We start from the raw sequence: 25,937 nt of genomic DNA, 5'->3' as shown, positions 1-25,937 counted from the left end.
ACTACAGGCGATCGTCTCTATTTTCCATAGAATTAATTAAAAGTAGTTCACTTCTTTAGATTAACAACTTTAACACCAATAATATTGGCTTCTTGCGAAATTTTTTTTTATTATTGAATACTAAACCCAAATTAACTCAAAATTGAGCCAACCTCATTCGCATATTGATGATAGCACTATTGCTGAAAGCAAGGATTGCTGGAGGCGGATTCAGCAGGATGATAAATCGGGTTTAGAGGGTCTTTACGCCCTGTTTGCCGGCGAAATGATGGCTTTTGGTCTTTCCATCGTCCCTGACCGGAACCTTGTAAAGGATTGTATACAGGAACTTTTCATCGAGGTCTGGCGGTACAGGAGAAACGGCGCAGTCGTCAAAAATGTGAAAGTTTATGTTTTTAAGGCCCTTTCCAATAAAATCAAAAAGGAATTGGCCAGGGAAAAAAAGCGACATGCCAACGATCAGGAACTGGGTGCAAATTCGCTTTATTATCAAAATGAAGCGGAGTCTGGGATCATCCACATCCATCCGGAAGAAGCCAATAACCGGAGATTGTCAGAAGCCCTTTCCAAACTTCCACCCAGACAGATGGAAGTAATTCGCTACGTGTTTTTCGAAAACCTTCCTAATGAACAGGTAGCCAAGCTGATGGGGATCAATGTTCAGTCCGTATATACACTGAGCTGGAAGGCCATATGTAATTTAAAGAAACTGTACTTCCTCCTTATCTTACTTTGTTTTTCCTTGTAATGCGAATTCGACCTAATTAAATAATAAAACTTTCATCGGTAGACGTAACATTTTTTTAAACGCAGAAATCGGGATGACGATAGATTTTTGCACTATCTGGGAAAATTAACATCTCATTGTTTAATGGATAATTATGAGTTAAAGGTTATTTTTTGTATTTTAGCTTGTTTCTATTGTACTTTTTTCTTGATAAAAAAGTACCAAAAAATCAAGACAAAAAAATCCTTCCCCCCGCAATCCTCCCGCACCCCCGGTTTTTTGTCGGGCCAGCGCTCTTTTCGTATTAAAATTTATCTCTTCTTTATTTAACAGGTTTTTTAGGTCTCTTCTTTATCAAAAGAACTGATTCAATTACGTCACAGGTAGGCTTAGCATTTAGAAATTACACAAATCAGGAAGATATTGTTTTTTTCAACACATTGAATTGCAGTGATTTAATAAACACGTCATCGGTAGACCTAACATTTTAAAAAACGCAGAAATCGGGATGACGATAGGTTTTTTGCATTATATGGGAAAATAAACATCTCATTGATTAATGGATAAATATGAGTTAAAGGTTGTATTTGGTATTTTAACCTATTTTTATTGTACTTTTGGTCTAGATTTTTCATCGGGAACAAAAAAATCCTTCCTCCCGCACCCTCCCGAAAAAAATCGGGACAGGCCACTGACTACCGTCTGGACAGACTCGGTTTTTTGTCGGGCCAGCACGCTTTGCGTATTTAAAATATAGTTCTTCTTTTTTTTAAATTTTTTCACAAGTAATACCATATATAAATCAGTTTTAGATCCTTCATGGGTAAATAGGCAAATCCCTCCGCCGCGGCGGAGGACAGAGCCTGCCCTGACCAGAGTCAGGGGGGGATCTTTTCGGTAACATCTTAAAATATCAATTCGTTAATTGGTATTTATTTTTAAATAACCTAAAAGACCATGTTTTCTATCTGCACTATGTGGTAAAATTTAAATGCCTTAAATAAAAACAACTGTCATCTTGGTATCTGCCTTTTTTTTAAAAGTTAGTTCTTTTAACGACGATTTAAACGTAAGAACGCTCTTAAATCGAACTCCCACGCGTGTAAAGCAGTTGCAGATTGTTTTTTTCGAAAATAATCAAAAAATAAAGGATAGATTTTTGGTTTGTCCGACACCTATCTATGAAACCATGCCTAAATGGATATTTACAATGATACAGTCAAAGGCCTTGTGCTAAACCCGGAGTTCCGGAAATGGGTATTAAACTCAAATCCGGAACTTAATAAGACCTGGAAGCAATATTTGTCCAATAACCCCACATCTGTGAAGGATGTGGAGCTGGCGAGAGAACTTATTCTGGAGTTGTTTTCAAACCAATACCCACTTCAGGATCAGGAATATAAGGAGATTTGGGACAAAATAGAGACTAAAACTTCTAAAGAAGACCAACAAAAGCAATTCGCAAAAGTAGTGCCTATCAGGCAAGGGATTGTAAAAGAGAAGCCCAGTAGCGCTCAGAATTCTTTTCAGTTTGGGTATTTTTGGCGAATTGCCTCCATATTGCTGATAGCACTGGGTTTAGGTTTTATTGGGAGCCGTTATATGCTACCTGAACCAACAGTGGAGATGCCCCAACCCGTGAAAATGGTTGTTTTCAATAACCCTCCCGGTGTAAAGTCCAGTATTTCCCTGGCCGATGGTACAAGGGTTATGCTCAATGCCGGAAGTAGTTTATCCTATGAGGAGAACAGATTCAAAGAGGTTAGGGATGTCTTTTTGCAGGGGGAAGCTTTTTTTGAAGTTGCACATGACCCGGATCGGCCCTTTACGGTAAATGCAGGAGGGGTCAATACCACTGCCTTGGGTACTTCCTTTAATATCATGGCCTATAAGGATGAAAAACAACTGATTTCCCTGGTAACTGGAAAGGTATCCATTGCACTGCCAAATTTAAAAAATGAAGAAATTTTGTTGGCCCCAAAAGAGGCCATAAGTATCAGTCCCGACAGAAAGGTGGTTTCCAGGACTAAATTTGATGAGGATGCCATCCTGGCCTGGACCAGAAAAACCATCCTGTTTGACGATACGAATTTGGCGGAAGCCATTAGGGCCCTGGAAAACTGGTACGGGGTCAGGTTTCACTTTCAAAACCAGCCTAATCCCGGAATGCACCTTTCCGGGAAGTTCCATAATGAGACGCTGGAAAATGTCCTGGAAGGCCTGAGCTATACGGCAGGGCTTGATTTCAGGATCGAAAAGGACCAGGTCAGCATAACATTCAAATAGAAACTCAAAACCGCACTGCCTATGGAAAACTGATTCAGATTAACATAAAAAAAAGCCGAAGGTGCTGTAACACCTTCGGAAGTAGTAAAACATCGGGGCATTTGACGCCAATCAGTACCCGATGCCCGTTTATTCAACCATTTACACAATAGCCAAAATAAACCATGTAAAGATATGAAAAATCTTATACTTAGGCATGTTATACGCATGAGCAAATTATTTACCTATGCTTTTCTCTTTCAGTGTTTGACCATGGGCTTTTTAGCAGCCTCGAATGGCAATGCCCAGATAAAAAGCATAGAAGAGGTGGTGGTCAGGCTGCCTCTGGAAGGAGTCTCGGTTAAGGATGCATTCAAGAGAATCGAAGGAGTATCCGATTTCACCTTTGTTTATCTAACAAGGGAAGTAAGGAATTTGCCTCCTGTTTCCGTTGAGGACAAGGACCAAAGCCTCTATGAGGTATTGGTGGAGATCGCCCGGCAGTCCGGATTGGATTTCAAGCAAATCAACCATAATATCCATGTACAGGCGCACCGGAAAGGCCAGGAGAAACCGATCGTGTCGGTTTCTAAAGTAGCGGTACAAATAAGGGGAACCGTAACTGATGAAAATGGGGATCCCATTCCTGGGGCCACGGTATTGGTAGAAGGCACCACAACAGGTACAGCTACAGACATCGATGGAAAATTCAGCCTGGATGCTGAGGAAGGTTCGGTTTTGTTGATTTCCTTTATCGGGTACCAGTCCCAACGCATTACGGTTGGGAATCAAACGGACTTTTCCATCACGCTACTGGAGGATCAGTCGTCGCTGGAAGAAGTGGTGGTTATTGGATACGGTACAGTTAAAAAATCTGATTTAACAGGATCTGTAGGTTCAGTAGATTCTGAAATGATTCACAGCAGGCCGTTGACCAATGCGGCGGATGCGCTTCAGGGAAGGATTCCAGGTGTACAGGTTATGAATAATTCAGCCGCACCAGGAGGAAATTTTTCGATTAGAATAAGGGGAAGTAACTCTATCAGTGCCACTAATGAACCGCTTTACGTGGTAGATGGCATAATCGGGGTGGAGGGTCTACAGTTTATCAATCCTAATGATATTGCATCCATTGAGGTGCTAAAAGACGCCTCAGCAACATCTATCTATGGTGCAAGGGGTGCAAATGGGGTGGTGTTGATCAGCACAAAAAGAGGGAAGGCGGGAAAACCCCAAATTACCTATGATAGTCAATTTGGATTTTCCAATATGGCCCGCAAAATCCCCATGCTGAACGCCTCTCAATATATGCAGATGGAAAATGAAGCCTACCTGTATTCGGGCTTAACCCCCCAGTTTTCGCAGGAACAGATCCAGAATCCGGAATTTGATACCGATTGGCAAGACGAAGCTACCAGAACCGCTTTTCGTCAAAATCATCAAATAGGTGCTTACGGAGGCTCAGAACAGAGTAAATATGGTATTTCAATTGGGTATTTGGATGAAGAGGGAATCATGCTTAATTCTAAACTGGAGAGAGCCAATATCCGGATTAATCTGGACAATAACCTTTCCGATAAATTGGTTCTGGGTACAAGTCTGACGATCAATCATTCCAAGGACAGACGGATAGACACAGATAACGGCGGGTTAAATGCGAGTAGGGCCATGTTGGAAATGTTTCCATTTCTTCCGGTAAAATACGAAGACGGCACTTATTCGAACAGTGCTGACCATCCAGGAGGAGAAGGAACTGACAATCCAGTTGCCATATTGAACGAAATTGAGGATTATTTCACCATCACCAGGACTTTGGGGAACCTTTTTCTAGAATATGAAGTGATCAAAGACCTTAAAGTTAGGATCAGTGGAGGTGCGGACATCAATTATGAGTCTAGGAATTATTTTAGCCCCAGAACTTTAAGACGGACTAGAAATACCCGGGGACTGGCTTTAAGGTCCAATGTCAGGGAACTTTCCTGGCAGAACGAAAATACTATCAGTTATCAGAAATTATTAAGTGGAAGGCATGACATCAATGCCATGGTGGGTATCACCTGGCAGCAGTTCAGGCATGAAAATTTCGGAGCATCCACTAGAGGATTAAATGATGATTTTTTTAAATTCAATAACCTGGGGATTGGCGATACTCCCCAGCCTCCTACTTCCAATACCTTTGATTGGGCTCTAAATTCTTATCTGGGGAGAATCAATTATATTTTGGACAAGAAATACCTGTTTACAATATCTGCAAGAGTGGATGGGTCCTCAAAATTCGGCGAAAGTAATAAATATGGGTTTTTTCCTTCCGGCGCTTTTGCATGGAGAATTTCAGATGAAGGTTTTATGGACGGGCAGGAAATCATTTCCGATCTCAAATTAAGGACAAGTTATGGGGTTACAGGAAATCAGGAAATTGGAGTTTTTAATTCTATTTCAAGTTTGGCTACTTATACTTACATCATCGACGGCCAGCGTACGATTGGATTAGGTCCTGGAAGGATACCCAATCCCGATTTGAGGTGGGAAAAAACTTCTCAGGGCAATGTGGGGCTGGATATTGGGCTGGTCAACAATAGGTTATCACTGACTATTGATGCTTATTACAAGCAAACGAATGATTTACTTTTGAATGCTCCTTTACCTTATACAACTGGGTATGAATCGATATTTAGAAATATTGGCCGGGTGGAAAACAGAGGTATTGAATTTATGATAAGTTCGGTAAATGTTGATGGGGATTTTCAATGGACTACTGATGCCAACATTTCTTTCAATGACAACAAGGTATTGGAATTGGGTCCTGAAGGAGATGATATTTTCCCAGGTCCTGGGTTTGTAACCCAAACCAATATTCTCCGCGTCGGTCAGCCAATTGGATCATTATGGGGCTGGACAAGGTTGGGGATTTTTCAAAATGAGGAGGAAGTCTTAACACATGGCGCCCAGCCCAATGCCCGTCCCGGCGACATCAAATATCTGGATCTAAATGAGGATGGTGTAATTGACTCACAAGACCAATCTATTATCGGCAATACTGCACCTAAATACAATTTTGGTTTTATCAATTCTTTTATTTACAAGAATTTTGATTTGATTATTGAAATCCAGGGAGTTCAGGGCAATAATGTCATGAATTTAAACCCTATAGTATTGGAGGACCGACAAACTCAAGCAAATAGTTACGCCACCTTATTGGACCGGTGGACCCCTGAAAATCCTAGCAACTCTATTGCCAGAGTAAGAAAAAACAGTGATTTAAGGCTCTCGACCCGCCATGTGGAAGATGGGTCATTTATCCGAGGCAGGAATATTTCTTTAGGATACAATTTTAACCTACAAAGAAAGGATTGGATCAATACTTTAAAGGTATTCGCCAGTGCCCAGAATTTCTTTTTAATCAGTGACTACGGTGGATACGATCCTGAAGTGAGTACCTATGGAGGGAATTTTGGGCAAGGTATTGAATTCAGCAGTTATCCCACACCCCGAACATTTACATTGGGTTTAAGTGTTGGCCTTTAATCTGGTATCCACTATTAAATTTAAAATGATGAAAAACTATAGCCTGAAATATATCACTTTATTCCTGATCTTAACCCAGATATTTGTTGGTTGTCAGGAATTCCTTGAGGAAAACCCGGAAACATTTATCAGTCCGAATGCCTATTATCGAAATGCGGAGGATGCGCTGAGTGCCATCAACGCTGTTTATGCCATTTTGCCAAGGTTTTACCAGGGTATAGCCTACGGGGAAAGTGTGTTTTTCACCTTGGAGATGCCTTCTGATCAAGCTGATTCTGGCACGGGCGTATCCGTAGTGGATCAGGACAGATTGGATGCCTATATTTACGATCCGGCAATCAGACACTTAAGATTATGGTGGCAATATTCCTATCAAGGAATTAATGCAGCCAACTCTGTACTCCACTACGTACCAGAAATAGAAATGAATGAAAATGCCAAAAAAAGAATATTAAGTGAGGCTTATTACCTAAGGGCCTATTTCTATTTTGATTTGGTGCGTCTATTTGGAGCGGTTCCCTTGACCCTTGAACCTACATTAAATATTAGCAATGTCAACCTGACCAGGAATGATGTTTCTGTCATCTATGACCAGATTATCCAGGACCTCATCAATGCAGAATCCCATCTTCCCGTTGCGGGATCCATCGCAGTTGAGAATGGTAGGGCTACAAAGGGGGCAGCATCTACCTTATTGGCGAAAGTTTACCTGACTTTAGAGCGTTGGGAAGATGCCTCCAACAAAGCAGAAGAAGTTGTAAATTCAGGGGCCTATCAGTTATTTGATGACTACGCCGATGCCTTTGATGTGGAAAGTAAAAATGGAATCGAGCATATTTTTTCCATTCAATTTGAAAGAACAATTATTTCAAGCAACTTCCATGCATGGTTTCTGCCCAGGTACCGGGGTATTCAGGCCAATACAGAGGAGTTTGGTGCGATTTTACCCAACATCGAGTTTTATAATTCCTATAGCGATGATGATTACCGGAAAACAGCCAATTTCTACACAAGTTACCCGGCAGCTGATGGTTCCGGAATCGTGGAATTCGAACCCCATATTTTCAAATATTTTGATCCTACTGTAGATATAGTCGGGGGTTCCAGTATGAATTATCCTAAAATAAGGTTTGCGGAAACACTTTTGATCCTAGCCGAAGCTGAAAATGAAGTAAATGGACCCAATTCAAAAGCACTGAATGCCATCAACCAGGTGCGGAATCGGGCCCTGCTCCCTAACCTGGAAAATACAGAAAACTATCAATCCACTAAAGAATATTTTAGAAATGCCATTATTCAGGAACGATCTTGGGAATTGGCTTATGAAGGTAACCGTTATTTTGACATGTTAAGGACTGATTCCTCTATCAGCGGAGACTTGATAGGCTATGATAGTGGTTCAGGGGTATTTAAATCCCATAATGTTTTATTTCCAATTCCGCAAAGAGAGATTGATAACAATACTAGTTTGGTTCAAAATGACGGGTATTAAATAGGATTCTTGGAAATTTTTGAAGCAAAAGCTGAGTATGGTGGGAATGCCATCATACTCAGCTTTTTTGGGCTTTAATCTAGGGATATTGAATCAATTCCAAATTAAAGAAAGATAGATTTTCCGATTTTAAGTTACGGGTCTCTATAGAAATTCAGGTTTTCCATGTACTAGCTGAATTTTCAGCTTTTTGAAAATTATTACATGCGAAATAAAAAGAACCGGTACTGTTGCAAAATATACAAAGGGTTTCGTATTGTAAATTTCCCTGAAGAATCTACATTTAAAGAAGAAAGGAACTTAATTTAGTATCCCCCAAAAAATGTAAATAACTTTTTTCTGGAATATGCCTGGGCTTTTGTCTGGTCCAATTCCAATGCATAAATATAGTTGGCCTTCGGAATCTGATGCTACACACGGGGTATAAAGTTGGCAGCGATCCAACTTTTGGGGTAGAACGGGATTACGTACAAGCAAAAAAAATCACGCATTTTTGGGAGGGGGAGACAGCATTATCGAATGTCAGCGATGTGGTCGATGATCTATTAGCGGGCAAAGGGATGGCAACGGAGAAAATTCCGGCAACAGATCCTGCAAAGGTTTTTATCTGTAGGTTTGCCTACTGAGGAATGGTTGGTTTGTATGCCACGTCCTTCGACAAACGAATTGCCGGGGGGCTTCGTTTAGCGGTTTTACGCCCATGCGAACCGATACCGGCGAAAAGTCAACGGGAGGAATCCGGCATTTGTGGCAATGGCACCAGGTGTTGCCCAAGCTGGGGCTGTATCAGGGAAGAGAATCAGAAATTCCTTACGACTACCCGGATCTTATACGCCTGAGTGCCCCACGCGAGGTGCTGGTCTATACGTCCCTATGCGATCAGTTTGCCGATCCAGAGGACCTCCGCAGGGAAAGAACGAAGCGCAAACGGCTTGGGGAAGGCAGGGTGGCTTTGCATTCATGGTCCTGGGCGATGTATGCCTGTTTCAGAAAAATCAGGAGGATGTGATGGTCGAATGGCTGGAGCAAGCGGTAAGCTAGCGTCTGAAGGTGCGGACCTTCGAGCCGTCTGATTTGGTTTAAATGGATTAAAAATTAGGTAATATGGGGTAAAATTTAGATTTTCAAACAAACCTAAACGAGTCGAAAAAATGAATTTGATCGGGCTATTTTCATTGCTCCTTACACTTTGGGTCTCTGAAGTACCAGAAGTGAGGACAATTTACGTTGCACCACATGGTGCGGACACCAATCCCGGCACACTGGAAAGACCGCTGGCCTCCCTGACCGGAGCCAGGGATTTTATCCGGAAGTTGGGTACAAAGGATTCCGTATGGGTTAAAATTGCACCGGGGGATTATTACATGAACGCTCCCCTGGAACTGACCTCTGCTGATGCTGCACCGATTGTTTTTGAGGGGATGGGGGACCAGGTCTCCTTTTATGGGGGCGTTCCGGTAAGGAACTGGGAAAAGGTGAATGATCACCTTTGGCGAGCGGCCGTTCCCCCGCCTTATTCGGGAAATATTCCCGTAGAACAGCTTTTTATTAACGGTAAAAGAGCCACCCGGGCAAGGATGCCAAACACCGGTTTTTTCCAGGTAAAAGCCGTTGAAGAAACGGTATTGGACAAAGGCAATGGTCGTTTGCCGGAATTTGCCATACAAAAGGTGCGGCTAAACCCCACTGACGTAGCTTTGCTAAAGAACGAAAGCCCTGAAGACATAAAGCAGGCCGTGATTTCCTTTTACCATAAGTGGGACGTCACCCGCAAATTCATCGACCATTTCGATGCAGATTCCTCCATGGTTTTCATCAGGGGGAAGGGCATGCAGCCCTGGAATCAGCTGGATGCCGTTACCAAATTCAAAATTGAAAACGTAAAGTCGGCGTTGGATGCTCCCGGGGAATGGCTTTGGAAGGAGGATGGGTTTGTGTATTACATTCCCAGAGAAGGAGAGTCGATTGCATCCATTTCTGCCCATGTGCCTCTTACGGATAAATTTATCACCATCAAGGGAGACCCATCGGATCCAGTCAGAAACAAAGCTTTTAAAAACATCCACTTCAAAGTAGCGGGCTACCGTATGCCCAGGCAGGGGCACGATCCCTTACAGGCCGCGGCCACGGTGGATGCCACCATCATGGTGGATTACGCAGACAATATTTTTTTCGACCACTGTGAAGTGGCGCATACCGGATTGTATGGCATCTGGTTTCGGCGGCGATGTACCAATAGCCGCATCACGCATAGTTACTTGCACGACCTGGGGGCCGGCGGTGTGAAGATCGGCGATTTTCTTTTCCGTAAAGAGGAAGGGTATGTCACGGCAAATAATCTGGTCCATAACAGCATCATTAGGGACGGAGGGCATTTGTTTCCAAGTGCAGTGGGCGTAATTATTTTTCACTCCCGCAACAATGAGGTTTCCCATAACGAGATTGCGGATTTTAGATATTCCGGCGTTTCAGTTGGGTGGATGTGGGGCTATGCTGCTACCGGGGTGGTGACTCAGATTCCTGATGAAAATGGCCATCCGGAGTGGACGGAAGGAAATTTTAAGAGCCCTGCCACAGGTAATGAAATTGCTTACAATCACATCCATCATTTGGGCTGGGGGGAGCTGTCCGATATGGGGGGCGTCTATGTGCTGTCCGAAGCCATCGGCACCCGGGTCCACCACAATGTGATTCACCACATCTATTCAGACACCTACGGTGGTTGGGGCCTATATACCGACGAGGGTGCCACCCAGGTGCTCATGGAAAACAACCTGGTATATGCCTGCAAAAATTCCGGTTTTCATCAGCACTATGGAAAAGAGAATATCATCCGGAACAATATCTTCGCTTATAACCTGAAGGGGCAGGTGCAATTTACCCGGGTAGAGGAACATCAATCTTTTGAATTCACCCATAATATTGTGTACACCAATAGCGGTGAGATGTTGCTGGGAAATTTCAAGGAGGCCAACGTAAAGATGGATAATAACTGCTATTGGGATACCCGGACATCGGAGCCACTTTTCCAGAACATGTCCTTTGCTGACTGGGAAAAACAAAAAGACAAAAATTCCCTGCTGGCCGAACCGGGGTTTGTTGACGCGGAGAACCACGATTACCGGCTGAAATCCCAATCCGTAGTCCGTAGAATTGGCTTCAAGCCCTTTGACTATTCAAAGGCAGGTGTGTATGGGTCGGATGAATGGAAAAAATGTGCCAGGATGGAAAGTGAACGGGCGAAGAAGTTTGCGGATATTGTAACAGAAATCGAAAAATGATCTCCATCCGCTAACGTTGCGAAAAATTGGGCTTCAGGCATTTGAGGGACTTGCATTCCGCATGGAATGTTCGTTTTTTATAGTTGCAAAAAAAAAGCGTTGATGTTAAAAATGAATAAATTCCGATGGACTAAGCTTAAAAAACCATTACGTGATGAATAAAAGAATAATGAGTTTTACTTTCATGCTTTTTTGTTTCATGGGCACCTATTCTTTGGGCCAAAACCCAGATCCCCCCAACATCATCCTGATTATGGCTGATGACCTGGGTTGGGGAGATGTGGGCTTCAACGGAAATATCTTTATACAGACACCGGAACTGGACAAAATAGCGCGGAATGGTCTGGTATTAAACCGTTTTTATGCTGCGTCCGCCGTTTGCTCACCCACCCGGGGAAGTTTCCTTACCGGCAGGCATCCGGAAAGGTACGGCATCACCCATGCCAATACCGGACATATGAAACCAGAGGAACTGACCATTGCCGAAGTAGTGAAAAGAAGGGGATACACCACCGGACATTTTGGCAAGTGGCATTTAGGAACCCTGACAGTGACGGAAAAAGATGCTAATCGGGGAGGACCCCGGGGAGCAGCCCATTATTCCCCGCCTTGGGAAAATGGTTTTGACGTTTGTTTTTCGACCGAATCTAAAGTCCCCACCTGGGACCCGATGGTTACGCCTGTATCTAGTGCGGGAGATATCGGAAAGCGGGTACCGGGAGAGCATTTCGGCACCTATTACTGGTCTGGCGAAGATGAAAAGGTTACGGATAACCTCGAAGGAGATGATTCCCGGGTCATCATGGACCGGGTAATCCCTTTTATCGACCAGGCGGCAGGCGCCAATAAACCCTTTCTATCTGTCATATGGTTTCATACACCCCACCTGCCCGTGTTGGCAGGGTCCGCTTACCGTAGCTTGTATGCTGATTTTTCTGAAGACAAGCAACACTATTATGGCAGCATCACCGCCATGGACGAACAAATCGGTAGGTTGAGGAATTTCCTTCTGGAGAAAGGACTGGCAGAGAATACCATTATTCTTTTTTGCAGCGACAATGGACCCGAAGGTCCGGAACAGATCAACCGGACCCAGGGCTCAGCAGGCCCCTTTCGGGGCAGAAAGCGAAGCCTGTACGAAGGAGGCATCCGGGTGCCTGCCCTGATCGAGTGGCCGGCAAAAATAGAGAAAGGGCAAAAAACCAATTTACCCGTTTCCACCAGCGATATATTTCCCACCCTATTGGGTATATTGGAGCAGGATGTGAAAAAAGGGGTGCAACCGCTGGATGGTATCAATATTTTTCCATTAATTCAGGGAAGCATTGAAAAAAGGGAAGGATATATCGCCTTTAATTTTCAGCAGCAGCAGGCCATTATGGACAACCAATTTAAATTGTACTCTGCTGACAATGGAGAAAATTTCGCCTTATATGATTTGTTCAATGATCCGGGGGAAAAGAAGGATGTTTCCAAAGCTCATCCCCAAGTTACCAGCCGCTTGGCCAGGGAGTTGGCCGTATGGCTGAATTCCTGTGAGGAAAGCAACCAGGGAAAGGATTACCAATAGAACTTCTAAAAAATAACCCAATGATAAAACTCAAAATACTCTTTCTGGGGCTTACCCTTTTATTTTCCGGACATCTTCGATCCCAACAAGCCGGTGATGAAAAACCGAATTTCCTTTTTATCTTTTCGGATGACCAGCGATACAACCTGGTACATGCCCTGGGTAATCCGCAGGTGCAAACCCCCAATCTGGACAGGCTGGTCAAATCCGGATCCACCTTTACACATGCCTACAATATGGGGGCATGGAATGGGGCCGTCTGCGTAGCCAGCAGGGCCATGATGATCAGCGGCCTTTCGGTCTGGGATGCCCGGGAGCAGGAAAGTGAATTTCAGCAAATGGCTGATGAGGGCCGGTTTTGGCCCCAATTGCTGGAAAAAGCCGGCTATGAAACCTATATGACGGGCAGATGGCATGTAAAAGCCGATGCAGAAAGCATTTTTCAAAACGTGGTGCATGTACGACCGGGCATGCCCAATCAGACCCCCGAAGGCTACGATCGTCCCAAAAGCAAGGCGGATACCACCTGGCAACCCTGGGACAAAAGCTTTGAAGGATTTTGGAAAGGAGGAAAACATTGGTCTGAAGTGCTGGCAGATGATGCGCAGGGCTATTTGGATCAGGCTGCCAAAAGCGAATCCCCGTTTATGATGTACCTGGCCTTCAATGCCCCCCATGACCCCAGGCAGGCTCCAAAAGAATTCGTTGATATGTATCCGGTGGAAAGCATTGCCTTGCCCCCCAGCCATATGGACATGTACCCGTTCAAAGACAGCATAGGCTTGAGCGAATCCCTGCGGGACGAAGCCCTGGCACCCTTTCCGAGGACTGCTTATTCGGTGCGAAAAAACATTCAGGAATATTATGCCATAGTGAGCCATATGGATGCACAGATCGGCAAAATACTGGGGGCCCTGGAAGCAAGCGGAAAAATGGATAACACCTATATCATCTTTACCTCAGATCACGGATTGGCTGTGGGCCATCATGGCTTGATGGGCAAGCAAAACATGTTCGATCACAGTGTAAGGGTTCCTTTGGTCATTGCCGGACCGGGTATACCAGAAAACAAGCAATTTCACCAACAGGTCTACCTGCAGGATGTAAGTGCCACCATAATGGATCTGGCAGGAGTGGACAAGCCGGAAAGCACGGTATTTAACAGCCTGATGCCTTATATTCAGGAGGATGCGCCCAGTGCCTATCCGAGCATCTACAGTTGCTACCTCAACCTTCAACGCATGGTAAGGACAGACCAATATAAATTGATTTTTTACCCGAAATTGAATAAAATTTTGTTATTTGACCTGAAAAAAGACCCGGCAGAACTAAGGGACCGTTCGGCCGATCCGATGTATCAGGGGATAAAGCAGCAGTTACTGACCTTGCTGGCGATGCAGCAGCAGGCGTTGGATGATCCACTGGGACCGATTAGCTTTTAAGTGTGGGATTGGGATACATCAGGATAGGTAGTCAGCGTGAGATGGTTTGCCCGGGAAACTATTTTAACTGAAAGAACGCTTAAACGCATTTAACCGCTTATCGATGAGACAAGTATACCTTCTGATTTGCATTTTCCTTACCATTCACTTGAATACCCTGGCACAGAGTGGCGTCGCCGGTGTAAGAAATGACCAATTGTCTCCTGGCAATGACTGGCTGCTCTACCGGTCCAACCAGCCCGCCAGGGTGCAGGCCAACGACAAAGGACACCTGGTACTGAGCAACGGCCTGGTGAGCCGCAACTTTGCAACTACTCCCAACGGGGCGACCATCGGACTGGAACACCTGCAAACCGGGGAGTCCTTTTTGCGCTCGGTGCGCCCTGAAGCCGAAATTCAGTTGGACGGAATTCGGTTCGAAGTAGGTGGACTTACCGGCCAACCCATTCACAATTATTTGCTGCCGGAATGGATCACATCCATGCAGGCAAATCCGGGGTCCTTCAAACTGGTGGGCCATACTGTGGAAAATACCAAAGCCCGTTTTGCCTGGAAAAAACGAGCCGAATGGATGCCGAAAGACATGCCCTGGCCCGCACCGGGAAAGGAGCTTGTTTTTAGCTACCAATTGGACGAGGAGGCAATACAGGTGCTCTCGGAACGATCAATCGCAGACGAAAGCCGTGAAACCCTGTTCGGAGACGCCTTCGCTACCATGCACGAAAACTGGAAACGTGTGGAATCACCTGCCCATGAACGAAATTCCTTTATCAACGAAGGAAAAGCCGGTGAAATCATGGCCTTGGCCAATACGGCGGTGTATGCCGAGCGGCCGGTACCTTCGGAAGCCAGGGTTTTTCTGGCGAAATTTGATCCGGGTACGGATCGGAGTAGCAGTTGGGGGCCCGGGCTTGGACTGGTGTTTCCCGACAAAGTCATAAAACTCAACGTTCGTCCCGGCGATAACGCGATCGGGTTTTACAACGGTCAGCAGGAACAACGCGTGCCCGGCCTGGAAAGCGGGAAATCGGTCTGGCTACGGATGGAATTGAGAGAGGGCCGGCTGCTGGCCTCCTGGTCCTATGACAAAAGCAACTGGCAGCTGATTGGTGATACACCGCTGCAAGAAGCCCCACAAGGAGTCCGGATTGGCAAGATGGATGAAACAGGCAACAACGGCGACCACAGTGAAAAGGGAGGATTAGGGCGCAGCAAAGTCGAAGCGTTTTTCATGCTGGGAAAAATTTCTCCATCGGCAAAAGCTGCCGGCCTGGCATCCTACCGTTACCTTTTGGATATTACAGTGAACGTTCATTACGAATTGTACGATGGGCTACCTGTATTCAGCAAATGGATTACCCTTGAAAACAACGCTGAAAAGCCGGTAACCGTCAATTCGTTTACAAGTGAAATTTTAGCGGTCACCGAACCCGAAAGCACCGTCGACAGCCGGGAGCAGTGGATGCTTCCCAATATGACAATTGAGACCGATTATAATTTTGGTGGCATGACTTCCGAGAATGTCTTGCGTTCCAGTATTGACTGGAAACCGGATCCCCTGTACAAAACGCAAGTGAACTACGAGCGTACCATGCCTGTTTTGCTGGAAGTTTCTCCCAAATACGGTCCGGAGCAGCAGCTGCAGCCGGGAGCTTCCTTTTCTTCATATCGGGTATGGGAATTGCTGCACGATAGTTGGGATCGGGAACGAAAAGGGCTTGAGCACCGGCGAATGATGCGTTCCCTGGCACCCTGGGTGACCGAAAACCCCATCCTGATGCATGTTCGTTCTGCCGAGACAGAAGCGGTGAAAAAAGCCATTGAACAGAGTGCCGAGGTGGGATTTGAGATGGTGATCATGACCTTTGGAAGCGGGTTTAATGCAGAAGACACCAGCAAGGAAAACCTGGACCGCATGAAGGGCCTGGCTGACTACGCCCATTCAAAGGGAATCGCCCTGGGCGGTTATTCCCTGCTGGCCAGTCGTAAAGTGGGCGGTGGTAGTGACGTGGTGATGCCAGAGGGAATGACACCCCGGTTTGGCAATTCGCCCTGTTTGGAAAGTGAATGGGGACACGATTATTTTGAAACCCTTTATCATCTATACAGCACAACCGGACTCGATATCCTGGAGCATGACGGCTCTTATCCGGGCGATGTGTGTGCGGCAACTGATCACCCTGGACACAAAGGACTGGCCGATTCGCAATGGAACCAATACCGGCGGATTACTGAATTTTACCAGTGGGCCCGTTCCAAAGGGATTTACCTGAATGTACCGGATTATTATTTTCTGGCAGGGAGCAACAAAACCGGGATGGGGTACCGGGAGACGAATTGGTCGCTGCCCAGGGCCCAGCAGGAAATTATCGAACGTCAAAATATATACGATGGCACCTGGACCAAGACACCGTCCATGGGCTGGATGTTTGTGCCCCTGGTACAATACCATGGGGGAGGGGAAGCCGCCACAATAGAACCACTAAAAGCACACCTGCCCCATTACGAGCAGCGACTGGCCAACCTATTTGGTGCGGGCGTACAAGCCTGCTACCGGGGGCCGCAATTGTACGATGCGCCTGAAACCAAAGCACTGGTCGAAAAGTGGGTAGGCTTTTACAAAAAACACCGGGAAGTGTTGGATGCGGACATCATCCACCTAAGGCGTCCGGACGGCAGGGATTGGGACGGGTTATTGCATGTAAACCCAACCGGAAAGCAAAAGGGCTTGCTCATGCTCTACAACCCCCTGAACGAGGAGATTACCCGGACCATTCGGGTTCCGGTATACTATACGGGCTTGCATGATGAGGTAGTTTTGGAAGACCAATGGGGAAAATCACAGGCGGTAGCTGTAAGCCGGGATTTTAGCCTGCCACTCAAAGTCACCATCCCGGAGCGGGGGTACCGGTATTTTGTTTTAAAATAAACTGTCCATAAATTGTTCAAACGATGAAAGGAATTATGCACAGATTTATAAGGAGAATTTTAAATCTTACCCCCTCTGCCAGACATTTAGCAGCCCGGGCTAATGCTATCGAAGGTGTGGAAGCATCCCTATCTGGATCCAGGTATTTCATTGGCATTTTAATGACGATTGGCGTGCTGTTTTCCTGTAGTCCAAACGAGAGGCAAGCGGAGGAAGGGAAGCAGAAGTACAATGTGCTTTTTATATCAGTTGACGACTTGCGTACAGAGCTGAACTGTTATGGTGCCAGCCATATAAAGTCACCGAATATAGATAGACTTGCTGCTGAGGGAGTTCGGTTTACGGAGGCTCATGTCCAACAAGCCATATGTATGGCTTCACGTGCCTCCATCCTGTCAGGGATCAGACCTGAGAAACAGGGTATTTATACAGGGGAATCTGTAGCGGATTTAATGCCCGATGTACTGACCATGAATATGTTTTTTAAAGAAAACGGATATAATATCGCGGCAGCAGGAAAAATTTATCATCATGGTATTGACCATGAAAAGCAATTTGGAACCGATTATATGATTCCCAAAAAATCCTGGACAGGAAGGGGCTATGTGACCAAGGAAGCGATCAATCAAATATCCCTTAATACGACACATCATCGTGGTCCTGCCTATGAAAGGGCGATACCATTTATAAGGATGGTATTAATACCCTTAATGCAGTGAGAAAGCTGGAAGAATTGGAAAAGTCCGACAAACCATTCTTTTTGGCGGTGGGCCTTTCCAAGCCTCACCTGCCTTTTGTTGCTCCCACGAAATATTGGGATATGTATCCTGAGGCATCCATTGCGATGCCTGAAATCAGAGAAATGCCCGGGAACTCCGGTAAATATACCATGCGGTTAGCTGGTGAACTGGGCAATTACTATGGTATGCCCAGTAGGTACGAAGATATTGACGACGAGACTACACTTATTTTGAGAAGGGCTTATTATGCTTGCGTTTCTTACGCAGATGCCCAGGTAGGATATTTGTTGGACCAACTTGATAAATTGGGTTTGCGGGAAAATACTATTGTGGTGCTATGGGGGGACCATGGCTATAAATTGGGTGATTACGGCAACTGGTGCAAATGGTCGAATATGGATATTGACACCCGAATTCCGTTAATATTCAGTGTCCCGGGTGGAAGAAAAGGAGAGGTTGTTGATATACCGGTAGAAGCTTTGGATATCTATCCTACCCTGACAGCATTGTGCGGCATGGAAGAACCATCCCACCTTGAAGGAAAAAGTTTAATTCCTATTTTGAATAATCCTGAACACCGAGCAGAATCAAAGGAGTATGCGTTTACCATTTGGCCACAAAATCGTTGGAATTACGATAAGACCATCATGGGATATGCTGTAAAAGATGGCCGCTTCAACTATGTGGAATGGGTAAAACTAAATACTGGTGAGGTTTTAGAAAAAGAACTTTATGACCATCAGTCTGATCCGGGAGAAACCAGGAATGTCATCGATGAGGAGGAATACCAAGAGGTAATAGCAACCCTGTCAGCAAAAACTGAAGAGCGGAAAGCTGCTACAGACCATGATCATGGATTTAAATCACTTCGATAATGAAGAACATATATTTTATGGGGTCAGTAGGGGTGTTTTTGGCAATCCTGAGCATCAAGGGCTCTGCATCAGCACCCGACTCGCCTAAAAAAACAGGAATTGCCGCCGGTAGATTTTAGCCGTGTTATTATTTTATTCATTTATTTTTTATAAATTGGATTATTGTAATTGAATCCTATACAACCGACTTGGGTAAAATAACTATCTTTCAAATCTAGCTTATTTGAAGTGTTTGCCATCAATTAACTTAAACCCGGATTTTGAGACTGCTGATTAACAAAAGTGAGAAGGAGTTGGTATGTTCCCTGAGGCAAGGGGATATGAAGGCCTTTGATGAATTATATTACCGCTACCTGCCCAAGCTACTCGGATTTGCCTACAAGTACCTTAGTGATGATATGGAGGCAGAAGAAACAGTGCAGGTGATATTCATCAAAATTTGGGAAAAAAGAAAGAGCCTGAACGAAAACCAAAATTTCAAATCTTATTTGTTTCAATCGGTAAAAAATCAATTGCTCAATAAGCTTAGGAATCAAAAGAAAAACTGTACCATAGAGGAAATGCCAGAGAGCTATTTCGTCAGTTCAGAAAATGTATTTGAGAAACTGACTTATAAGGAACTGGAAAACACTGCCACGGCACTTATCAATAACCTTCCCAAAACCCAGCAAAAAGTTTTTATTTTAAGCAAAATCGAAGGATTGACCCATGATGAAATCGCTGCCCAATTGTGTCTTTCCAAAAGAACCGTGGAACACCATATTTATCTGGCTACCAAGTTTTTAAAGGGAGAGTTGACGCAAAAGGCTTCCTTGTGTGGACCACTGATCTTAGTTTTGTTTGCGGGTTAAATATTGATTGAATTGGAAAATGGTGGAATTGCACAATGAACTTGTAATGGAAGCCACTGATTGGTGAGAATTTTCCTTGGCGGAACAATAAGTTAAGTGTCGTAAAAAATTAGTAATGAAGCACCTAACCCTTTTTGTCTTTTTGTTTTCTTGTCTTTTGTTGAACGCTTTGGGGCTTTTTGCCCAAGTGGCCATTAAAAGAGATAAACCAAATATTTTACTCATATTCACAGATGATCAAGGGTACCACGATGTATCCTATTATGGAACAAAGGACATCCGTACCCCTAATATAGACGCTATCCGAGACGAAGGCATGCGCATGGATTATTTCTACGCCAACTCCCCTGTATGTGCGCCGACCAGAGCTGCGCTAATGTCCGGCAGATATCCGGACCAGGTAGGGGTGCCGGGATTGATTCGATCTATTCCAAATAACAACTGGGGATATTTGGATCCAGCCACCCTGCTGATGCCAGCTTTGCTAAAAAGAGCCCGTTACCATACGGCGCATATTGGGAAATGGAATTTAGGTTTTGAAAGCCCCAACCTTCCCAATGAACATGGATTTGACTATTTTCATGGCTGGTTGGAGGACATGATGGACGATTACTGGACCCATAGCCGCCATGGGAGAAATTACATGCGCCTCAACGATGAAATTATTGATCCGGAGGGACATGCAACTGATCTGTTTACTCAATGGTCTGTGGAATACATCAAGTCACGCAAGGAAAGTAAAGATCCATTTTTTCTTTATTTGGCCTATAATGCCCCTCATTTTCCTGTTCAGCCTCCGGAAGAGTGGTTAAAAAAAGTAAAAGATAGAGAATCAGGCATTCACGATACTAGAGCCGAATTGGTTGCCTTTATTGAACACATGGACCATGGGATAGGAAAAGTAGTTGAGGCGCTGAAAGAAACAGGCCAGTATGACAATACCCTCATCATTTTTACCAGCGACAATGGAGGACACCTACCCTCTCTTGCCAATAATGGCCCCATAAGGGACGGAAAGCAGAGCATGTATGAAGGAGGGCTAAGGGTTCCCACAGTCATTTCCTGGCCTGGAGTAATTGAGCCTGGGTCTGTTTCGGAACAGGTTAATCTGTCCATGGACATTTTTCCTACCCTTGCGGATATAGCAGGTGTTAAGGTGGAACATGAGGTTAATGGCAGAAGTTTTTTACCGACCCTAATGGGTCAAATAATGGAGGAAAAAGAAAGACCACTTTATTTTGTCAGAAGAGAAGGAGGAACCCGATATGGCGGAAAAGCTTACCATGCCCTTAGACTGGGTGATTGGAAATTACTCCAAAACAACCCTTACCAGCCGATGGAGCTTTATAATCTCAGGGAGGATCCCAAAGAGGAAAGTAATGTAATCGAAAAAAATAGGGAAGTTTACCAACAGCTAAATGCCTTGTTGAGGTCCCATATTCAGGAGGGAGGCAAGACTCCCTGGCAAAAGCCTGAATAGTATCGAACCGGTATTAACCCAATTCGGGAAAACGAGTTCGCTTTTTGGTTTCGATTTGAAACATTTGAAATTCAGCCTTCTGTATTTTTTTGTCCTTATTGTTGGATATATCAATACGTGACACAGGGTACATGCTCATTTTTGGAAAACCATATGAAATCTTGCCATAAGGCCTGCAAGCCACAAATAATAATTGCCAGGGTCTGTAAGAATAAAATTTTTTTCATTTTTTTTTCATTTTTTTAAGTAAAAAGTCCGGGCAAGGTGTAATGCTTAAAACAAGAAAATATTTTGAATCAGGAAAAGCTCAAGAGATTTCTAAATAACCAGACCACACCCGGGGAAAACAGGGAGATCAGAGATTGGTTAGATCAGGCAGGTTCAGAAAAACAGTTTTTCAGGATGCTTAAGGAGGATTGGGATTCCCAGAAGGCAGAAGAGGTAAGTCGTTCAAGACAGCAAGAGATCCTTGGTCAAATCCACAAGGCTACCTTGAAACAAGACAGGGTAAATCAGGTTTCTCATTCAGTTGGGAAGCTTGCCAGGATAGCTGCCAGTTTTTTATTGCTGCTGTTTTCCGGCTATTTTCTATATGAATTGGGGCTTTCAAATGACGATCCTTCCACAGTCGCTGAGTCCGCACCAATTAAAATCCAGAAAAGCACTGCACCAGGAGAAAAATTAAGGTTGCTGCTACCGGATAAGTCAGAGATTATCGTGAACTCGCTTTCTACGATTACTTTTTATTCAGATTTTGGCAGCAGTAATAGGGAAATAGAACTGGAAGGGGAAGCTTTTTTCTCGGTTGCTCCCGACAAATACAAGCCTTTTAAGGTAAAAACAGGCGCTGTGGTGACTACCGCCTTGGGTACTGCTTTCAATGCCTATGCCAGAGAAGAAGAGGTTAAAATTTCGCTTACTGAGGGCAACGTCAATGTAGTCAAAGAAAAGCAGGTTCTTTCTCTTGTGCCTGGAGAGATGGCTTCTGTTGTGAAAGGCAGTGTTAATGCTTTAACGAAAGAAAAATTTGATCCGTTGGTAACGACCCTATGGAAGGAAGGGAAGATCCGGTTTCAAAGCAAACCCCTCAGGGAAATTCTTCAATCGTTAGAGACCTGGTACGGGGTTCGTTTTGAAACGAAAGTATTTGAAAACAGAAAAGTTACGGGCCTTTTCAACAATGAAAGCCTGGAAGACATACTGACAGGCTTGAGTTTCTCCCTGGGGTTCGAATACCAGATCGATCAAAAAAATGTAGTCATAAAATTCTGATTGCCTATGAAATAAAAACAAAAAGCAGGATAAAATTCCCATCGCCAAATGAAACATTTTACCCTGCCTGCTTTAAAGAAATCAATTCAATAAAACACCTAAAATTATGAAAAGAAAAATACTATACCTAATCAAAATGGTATCCAAAAACCTGTTATATGGCTGTGTACTGCAATGTTTGTTTTTGACTACCTTGCTGGCCAATGATTCCAAAGCCCAGATCAAACCGATCGACGAAACATTTCTCCGCATGGCCGATAAGGACTGGAGTATACAAGAAGTTTTTCAAAACCTTGAATCCAAAACAGACTATGTTTTTATTTTTCCGGATGACCTGCTTAAGGACAGGGGGCCGGTAACATTAAAGCCGGGAAAACAATCCGTCAATGATATTCTGGTACAGGTAGCCCAATCTTCCAGATTGAAGTTCAGGCAGGTCAATAACTCCATTTATGTGGGAGGTTCTCAAAGCACAAACCAAAGTCAGGAAGTAACCATTTCATTGGATTTTATAGAAATCAGCGGAACAGTTGTAGATCAGAATGGGCAACCCATCCCGGGAGCGACGGTCCTGGTAGAAGGTACAAACACGGGCACAGCTACCGACATTGATGGTAATTTTTCCATTGAAGCAGCCGAGGGTGCTGTACTGCTTTTCTCTTTTATTGGCTATCAATCTCAACGCATCACGGTAGGTAACCAAACGAGCCTGACCATTACCTTATCCGAAGACCAGTCCTCATTGGAAGAAGTTGTGGTAGTGGGGTATGGTACCCAGAAGAAAGTAAATGTAATTGGTTCGGTTTCACAAATTAGCGCTGAGAACATTGAAAACCGACCTGTTCAGCAACTCTCTCAAGCCATAACAGGTCAGATGCCCGGAGTAACCGTAATTCAAAGATCCGGACGGCCTGGTCAAAGCGGAGGTAATATAAGAATCAGGGGAGTGGGTTCTTTTGGTGCCACACCGAATGCCTTGATCCTTATTGATGGTATTCCGGGAAATATGAATGATATCAACCCTGATGATGTGAAGTCCATTTCAGTACTTAAGGATGCCTCATCAGCTGCGATTTATGGTGCCAGGGCGGCAAATGGGGTCATTTTGGTAACTACCAAAAATGGATCCGATAAAAAAATGACGGTGAGTTACAATGGCTATGTTGGTTTCAATCAGCCAACTCAGTTGCCGCAATTTGTGGACTCCTGGGATTATGCAGCCATGTATAATATTGCCTCAGGAAGCAATAGTTATACAGAGGAAGACATAGAAAAATACAGGTCACAATCTGATCCGGACAATTATCCGAATACCCGGTTTTTGGACCATGTGTTTGCAGGAGATGGCGTACAGACCGGCCATACCCTCACTTTGAATGGTGGAGATGAAAACAACAAATATTTTCTTTCCGGTGGAATATTAAGTCAGGAAGGAATTGTTCCAAAAAACAATTACAACCGGTATAATTTGAGACTGAATCTGGAAAATAAGCTAGGTGAACAATTCAAATTAACCACGAGGCTATTTGGATCTATTGAGGAGCGGAACGAGCCTCAGGCAACTGCCAATAAAGGGGGAGAACTCAATGATCAGTTGATACAAAATGCCATCAGGTATCCCGCAGTTTACCTGGGCCAGGCTTCAAATGGTGATTTTGGGATAGGACCGGAGAGTGGGGGTACACCTGTTTCCTGGCTACAATCAGATTCCTACCTGACCAATCCCAGAACAAGAACCGGAATAAACATGAAACTGGATTGGACACCGGTACAAGGGTTGGTCTTTTCAGCTATCGGAGGCTATAATTCCTTTTTACTGGAACAACGGTCCTACCTGGCCTCACAAAGGTTAAATGATGATGTTTTTCACGCTCAATCCTACCTGAACCAATTCAGCAATAAAGAAATTTTCAAGACAGCCCAGTTAATCGGAGAATATTCGAAAAGCTTCGATAATAACAATTTGGATTTTTTGGTGGGTTACACTTTTGAAAACCAAATCAATACCTATTTCAATGGATACAGACAAGACTTTCCCAGTAATGATTACACGGTAATTGGTATGGGAGGGGCTGATAACCAAAGAGTAGGCGGTTTTGATGAGGAATGGGCGATTCAATCCCTCATTTCAAGGGTAAAATTTAATCATGCCGAAAAATATTTGTTTGAAACGACCTTGAGGTATGATGGCTCTTCCCGGTTTCCAGAAAACTACAAGTATGCTCTTTTTCCATCAATGGCTCTCGGTTGGAGACTTTCCGATGAGGTATTCCTGGAAAACTGGAACTGGCTTTCGGACTTAAAATTGAAAGCATCCTGGGGGATTCTGGGAAATCAAAACATAGGCAATTACCCCTATCAGACTGTGCTTAATTCAGGCATGAATTATCCTTTTGGGGGAAGTATTTCCACCGGGGCAGCTTATTCGGACTACAGGGATGCCAATATTCGCTGGGAGTCTACCGAAACTTTGGACTTTGGAGCAGAAACAAGTTTTTTGGAGGGGAAATTGTCCTTTAACTTCACCTATTTTAACCGGAATACCACTGACATTCTTTTTCAACCTACGGCAAGTGTTTCGTCCATTTTGGGAGTGGGGATCGGAGAAATCAATACCGGTGCAGCCAGAAACAAAGGCTGGGAATTTGATTTTGGATATCGAAACCAAATTAATGATTTTCAATATTCTGTTTCCGGAAATTTTTCCATTATCAATAATGAAGTGGTTTCTCTGGGACTTGGAAATGTAGAACAGCCAAACGGTCTGGTCGGAAATGGTTCCAGCCTGTTTGTAGGCTTCCCCATGGAAATGTATTATGGATATGAATCTGATGGAGTTTTTTTAAGTGAGGAAGATATCGCCGGTTGGCCCACTCAATCTGCCGTCACCCCCAACCCAATGCCCGGAGATATCCGATACAAAGATATTAGCGGACCTGATGGAGTGCCTGATGGTAGGGTAGACCCGACCTACGACAGGACCTTCTTAGGTAGTAGAATTCCTAAATATACCTATGGCCTCAATTTTGGATCAAAATACAAGAATTTTGACATATCTATATTTTTGCAGGGTGTTTCAGGAGTAGACGGGTTTTTAAATAATTATGCGGGATGGGCCTTTTTCAATCTTGGTAACATCCAAAAATGGCAAATGGATGGCAGATTTAATCCGGAGAGTCCGGAAAGGTATCCGGATTATCCCCGTTTGGAAGTAATTACCAACAGTGGGACACCAAATACTGTCATTTCTGATTTTTGGGTGACCAATGCATCTTACCTCAGGGTTAAAAACCTTCAGCTGGGATATACCTTAAATCCACAATTGCTGGAAAGAATTGGCCTTCAAAACCTAAGGCTTTACCTAAGTGGAGAGAATGTGCTTTCTTTTACTTCTTACATGGAAGGTTGGGATCCTGAAATCAACACGGGAGGAGCCTATTACCCCATTTTGGCAACCTATACTTTGGGTATTAATGCTAGATTTTAAG

At 44.2% G+C, this 25,937-nt stretch carries 16 protein-coding genes; all 16 read left to right on the top strand.

Annotated elements, in window-relative coordinates; genetic code table 11:
- The first annotated feature begins 142 nt into the window (after positions 1–142).
- Positions 143–748: an RNA polymerase sigma factor gene (locus G9Q97_RS07050; RefSeq protein WP_166144596.1), complete on the top strand. Its 606-nt coding sequence runs from the start codon at positions 143–145 to the stop codon at positions 746–748.
- A gap of 1,176 nt (positions 749–1,924) precedes the next feature.
- A complete protein-coding gene (locus G9Q97_RS07045) occupies positions 1,925–3,013 on the top strand; it encodes a FecR family protein (protein WP_166144593.1) in 1,089 nt (362 codons plus the stop codon).
- 174 nt (positions 3,014–3,187) lie between these two features.
- Complete coding sequence (locus G9Q97_RS07040) at positions 3,188–6,517, top strand: SusC/RagA family TonB-linked outer membrane protein (RefSeq protein ID WP_166144590.1); 3,330 nt, start codon at positions 3,188–3,190, stop codon at positions 6,515–6,517.
- A gap of 25 nt (positions 6,518–6,542) precedes the next feature.
- Complete coding sequence (locus tag G9Q97_RS07035; RefSeq protein ID WP_166144587.1) at positions 6,543–8,009, top strand: RagB/SusD family nutrient uptake outer membrane protein; 1,467 nt, start codon at positions 6,543–6,545, stop codon at positions 8,007–8,009.
- 407 nt (positions 8,010–8,416) lie between these two features.
- Positions 8,417–8,635, top strand: a complete 219-nt coding sequence (locus G9Q97_RS07030; RefSeq protein WP_166144584.1) for a hypothetical protein — start codon at positions 8,417–8,419, stop codon at positions 8,633–8,635.
- 74 nt (positions 8,636–8,709) lie between these two features.
- Positions 8,710–9,018 carry a hypothetical protein gene (locus G9Q97_RS07025; protein ID WP_166144581.1) on the top strand — a complete coding sequence of 103 codons (309 nt, stop codon included), beginning with the start codon at positions 8,710–8,712 and terminating at the stop codon, positions 9,016–9,018.
- Positions 9,019–9,160: 142 nt separating this feature from the next.
- Positions 9,161–11,290 (top strand): right-handed parallel beta-helix repeat-containing protein, encoded by a 2,130-nt coding sequence (locus tag G9Q97_RS07020; RefSeq protein WP_166144578.1) that lies wholly within the window; start codon positions 9,161–9,163, stop codon positions 11,288–11,290.
- 154 nt (positions 11,291–11,444) lie between these two features.
- Positions 11,445–12,860, top strand: coding sequence for a sulfatase family protein (locus tag G9Q97_RS07015; RefSeq protein WP_246255472.1), 1,416 nt, complete (start codon positions 11,445–11,447; stop codon positions 12,858–12,860).
- A gap of 20 nt (positions 12,861–12,880) precedes the next feature.
- The gene (locus G9Q97_RS07010; RefSeq protein ID WP_166144575.1) at positions 12,881–14,302 is read left to right on the top strand and encodes a sulfatase-like hydrolase/transferase; all 1,422 of its coding nucleotides are present in this window, start codon (positions 12,881–12,883) and stop codon (positions 14,300–14,302) included.
- A gap of 103 nt (positions 14,303–14,405) precedes the next feature.
- The gene (locus G9Q97_RS07005; protein ID WP_166144572.1) at positions 14,406–17,231 is read left to right on the top strand and encodes a hypothetical protein; all 2,826 of its coding nucleotides are present in this window, start codon (positions 14,406–14,408) and stop codon (positions 17,229–17,231) included.
- A 35-nt stretch (positions 17,232–17,266) separates the two neighbouring features.
- Complete coding sequence (locus tag G9Q97_RS25200; protein WP_222851933.1) at positions 17,267–17,950, top strand: sulfatase-like hydrolase/transferase; 684 nt, start codon at positions 17,267–17,269, stop codon at positions 17,948–17,950.
- A complete protein-coding gene (locus G9Q97_RS25195) occupies positions 17,947–18,846 on the top strand; it encodes a sulfatase-like hydrolase/transferase (protein ID WP_166144566.1) in 900 nt (299 codons plus the stop codon). Before G9Q97_RS25200 ends, G9Q97_RS25195 begins: the two co-directional genes overlap by 4 nt.
- A gap of 260 nt (positions 18,847–19,106) precedes the next feature.
- A complete protein-coding gene (locus tag G9Q97_RS06990; RefSeq protein WP_246255470.1) occupies positions 19,107–19,697 on the top strand; it encodes an RNA polymerase sigma factor in 591 nt (196 codons plus the stop codon).
- A 115-nt stretch (positions 19,698–19,812) separates the two neighbouring features.
- Entirely contained in the window at positions 19,813–21,177 is a 1,365-nt protein-coding gene (locus G9Q97_RS06985; RefSeq protein WP_166144563.1) for a sulfatase-like hydrolase/transferase, read from the top strand.
- Positions 21,178–21,468: 291 nt separating this feature from the next.
- Positions 21,469–22,449, top strand: a complete 981-nt coding sequence (locus G9Q97_RS06980; RefSeq protein ID WP_166144560.1) for a FecR family protein — start codon at positions 21,469–21,471, stop codon at positions 22,447–22,449.
- Positions 22,450–22,555: 106 nt separating this feature from the next.
- Positions 22,556–25,936 carry a TonB-dependent receptor gene (locus G9Q97_RS06975; protein WP_246255468.1) on the top strand — a complete coding sequence of 1,127 codons (3,381 nt, stop codon included), beginning with the start codon at positions 22,556–22,558 and terminating at the stop codon, positions 25,934–25,936.
- Position 25,937 lies beyond the last annotated feature (1 nt).

Source organism: Cyclobacterium plantarum (assembly GCF_011290685.1).
GTDB lineage: Bacteria > Bacteroidota > Bacteroidia > Cytophagales > Cyclobacteriaceae > Cyclobacterium > Cyclobacterium plantarum.
This window is presented reverse-complemented; position numbering and strand designations above follow the sequence as displayed.

What these genes read in the sequence shown, in the direction of transcription:
- G9Q97_RS07020 (WP_166144578.1), top strand. Translation starts at nt 9,161, where the DNA reads ATGAATTTGATCGGGCTATTTTCATTGCTCCTTACACTTTGGGTCTCT.
- G9Q97_RS07035 (WP_166144587.1), top strand. Translation starts at nt 6,543, where the DNA reads ATGATGAAAAACTATAGCCTGAAATATATCACTTTATTCCTGATCTTA.
- G9Q97_RS07040 (WP_166144590.1), top strand. Translation starts at nt 3,188, where the DNA reads ATGAAAAATCTTATACTTAGGCATGTTATACGCATGAGCAAATTATTT.
- G9Q97_RS07015 (WP_246255472.1), top strand. Translation starts at nt 11,445, where the DNA reads ATGAATAAAAGAATAATGAGTTTTACTTTCATGCTTTTTTGTTTCATG.
- G9Q97_RS07010 (WP_166144575.1), top strand. Translation starts at nt 12,881, where the DNA reads ATGATAAAACTCAAAATACTCTTTCTGGGGCTTACCCTTTTATTTTCC.
- G9Q97_RS06975 (WP_246255468.1), top strand. Translation starts at nt 22,556, where the DNA reads ATGAAAAGAAAAATACTATACCTAATCAAAATGGTATCCAAAAACCTG.
- G9Q97_RS07025 (WP_166144581.1), top strand. Translation starts at nt 8,710, where the DNA reads ATGCGAACCGATACCGGCGAAAAGTCAACGGGAGGAATCCGGCATTTG.
- G9Q97_RS25200 (WP_222851933.1), top strand. Translation starts at nt 17,267, where the DNA reads ATGCACAGATTTATAAGGAGAATTTTAAATCTTACCCCCTCTGCCAGA.
- G9Q97_RS06985 (WP_166144563.1), top strand. Translation starts at nt 19,813, where the DNA reads ATGAAGCACCTAACCCTTTTTGTCTTTTTGTTTTCTTGTCTTTTGTTG.
- G9Q97_RS07030 (WP_166144584.1), top strand. Translation starts at nt 8,417, where the DNA reads ATGCTACACACGGGGTATAAAGTTGGCAGCGATCCAACTTTTGGGGTA.
- G9Q97_RS07005 (WP_166144572.1), top strand. Translation starts at nt 14,406, where the DNA reads ATGAGACAAGTATACCTTCTGATTTGCATTTTCCTTACCATTCACTTG.
- G9Q97_RS07045 (WP_166144593.1), top strand. Translation starts at nt 1,925, where the DNA reads ATGGATATTTACAATGATACAGTCAAAGGCCTTGTGCTAAACCCGGAG.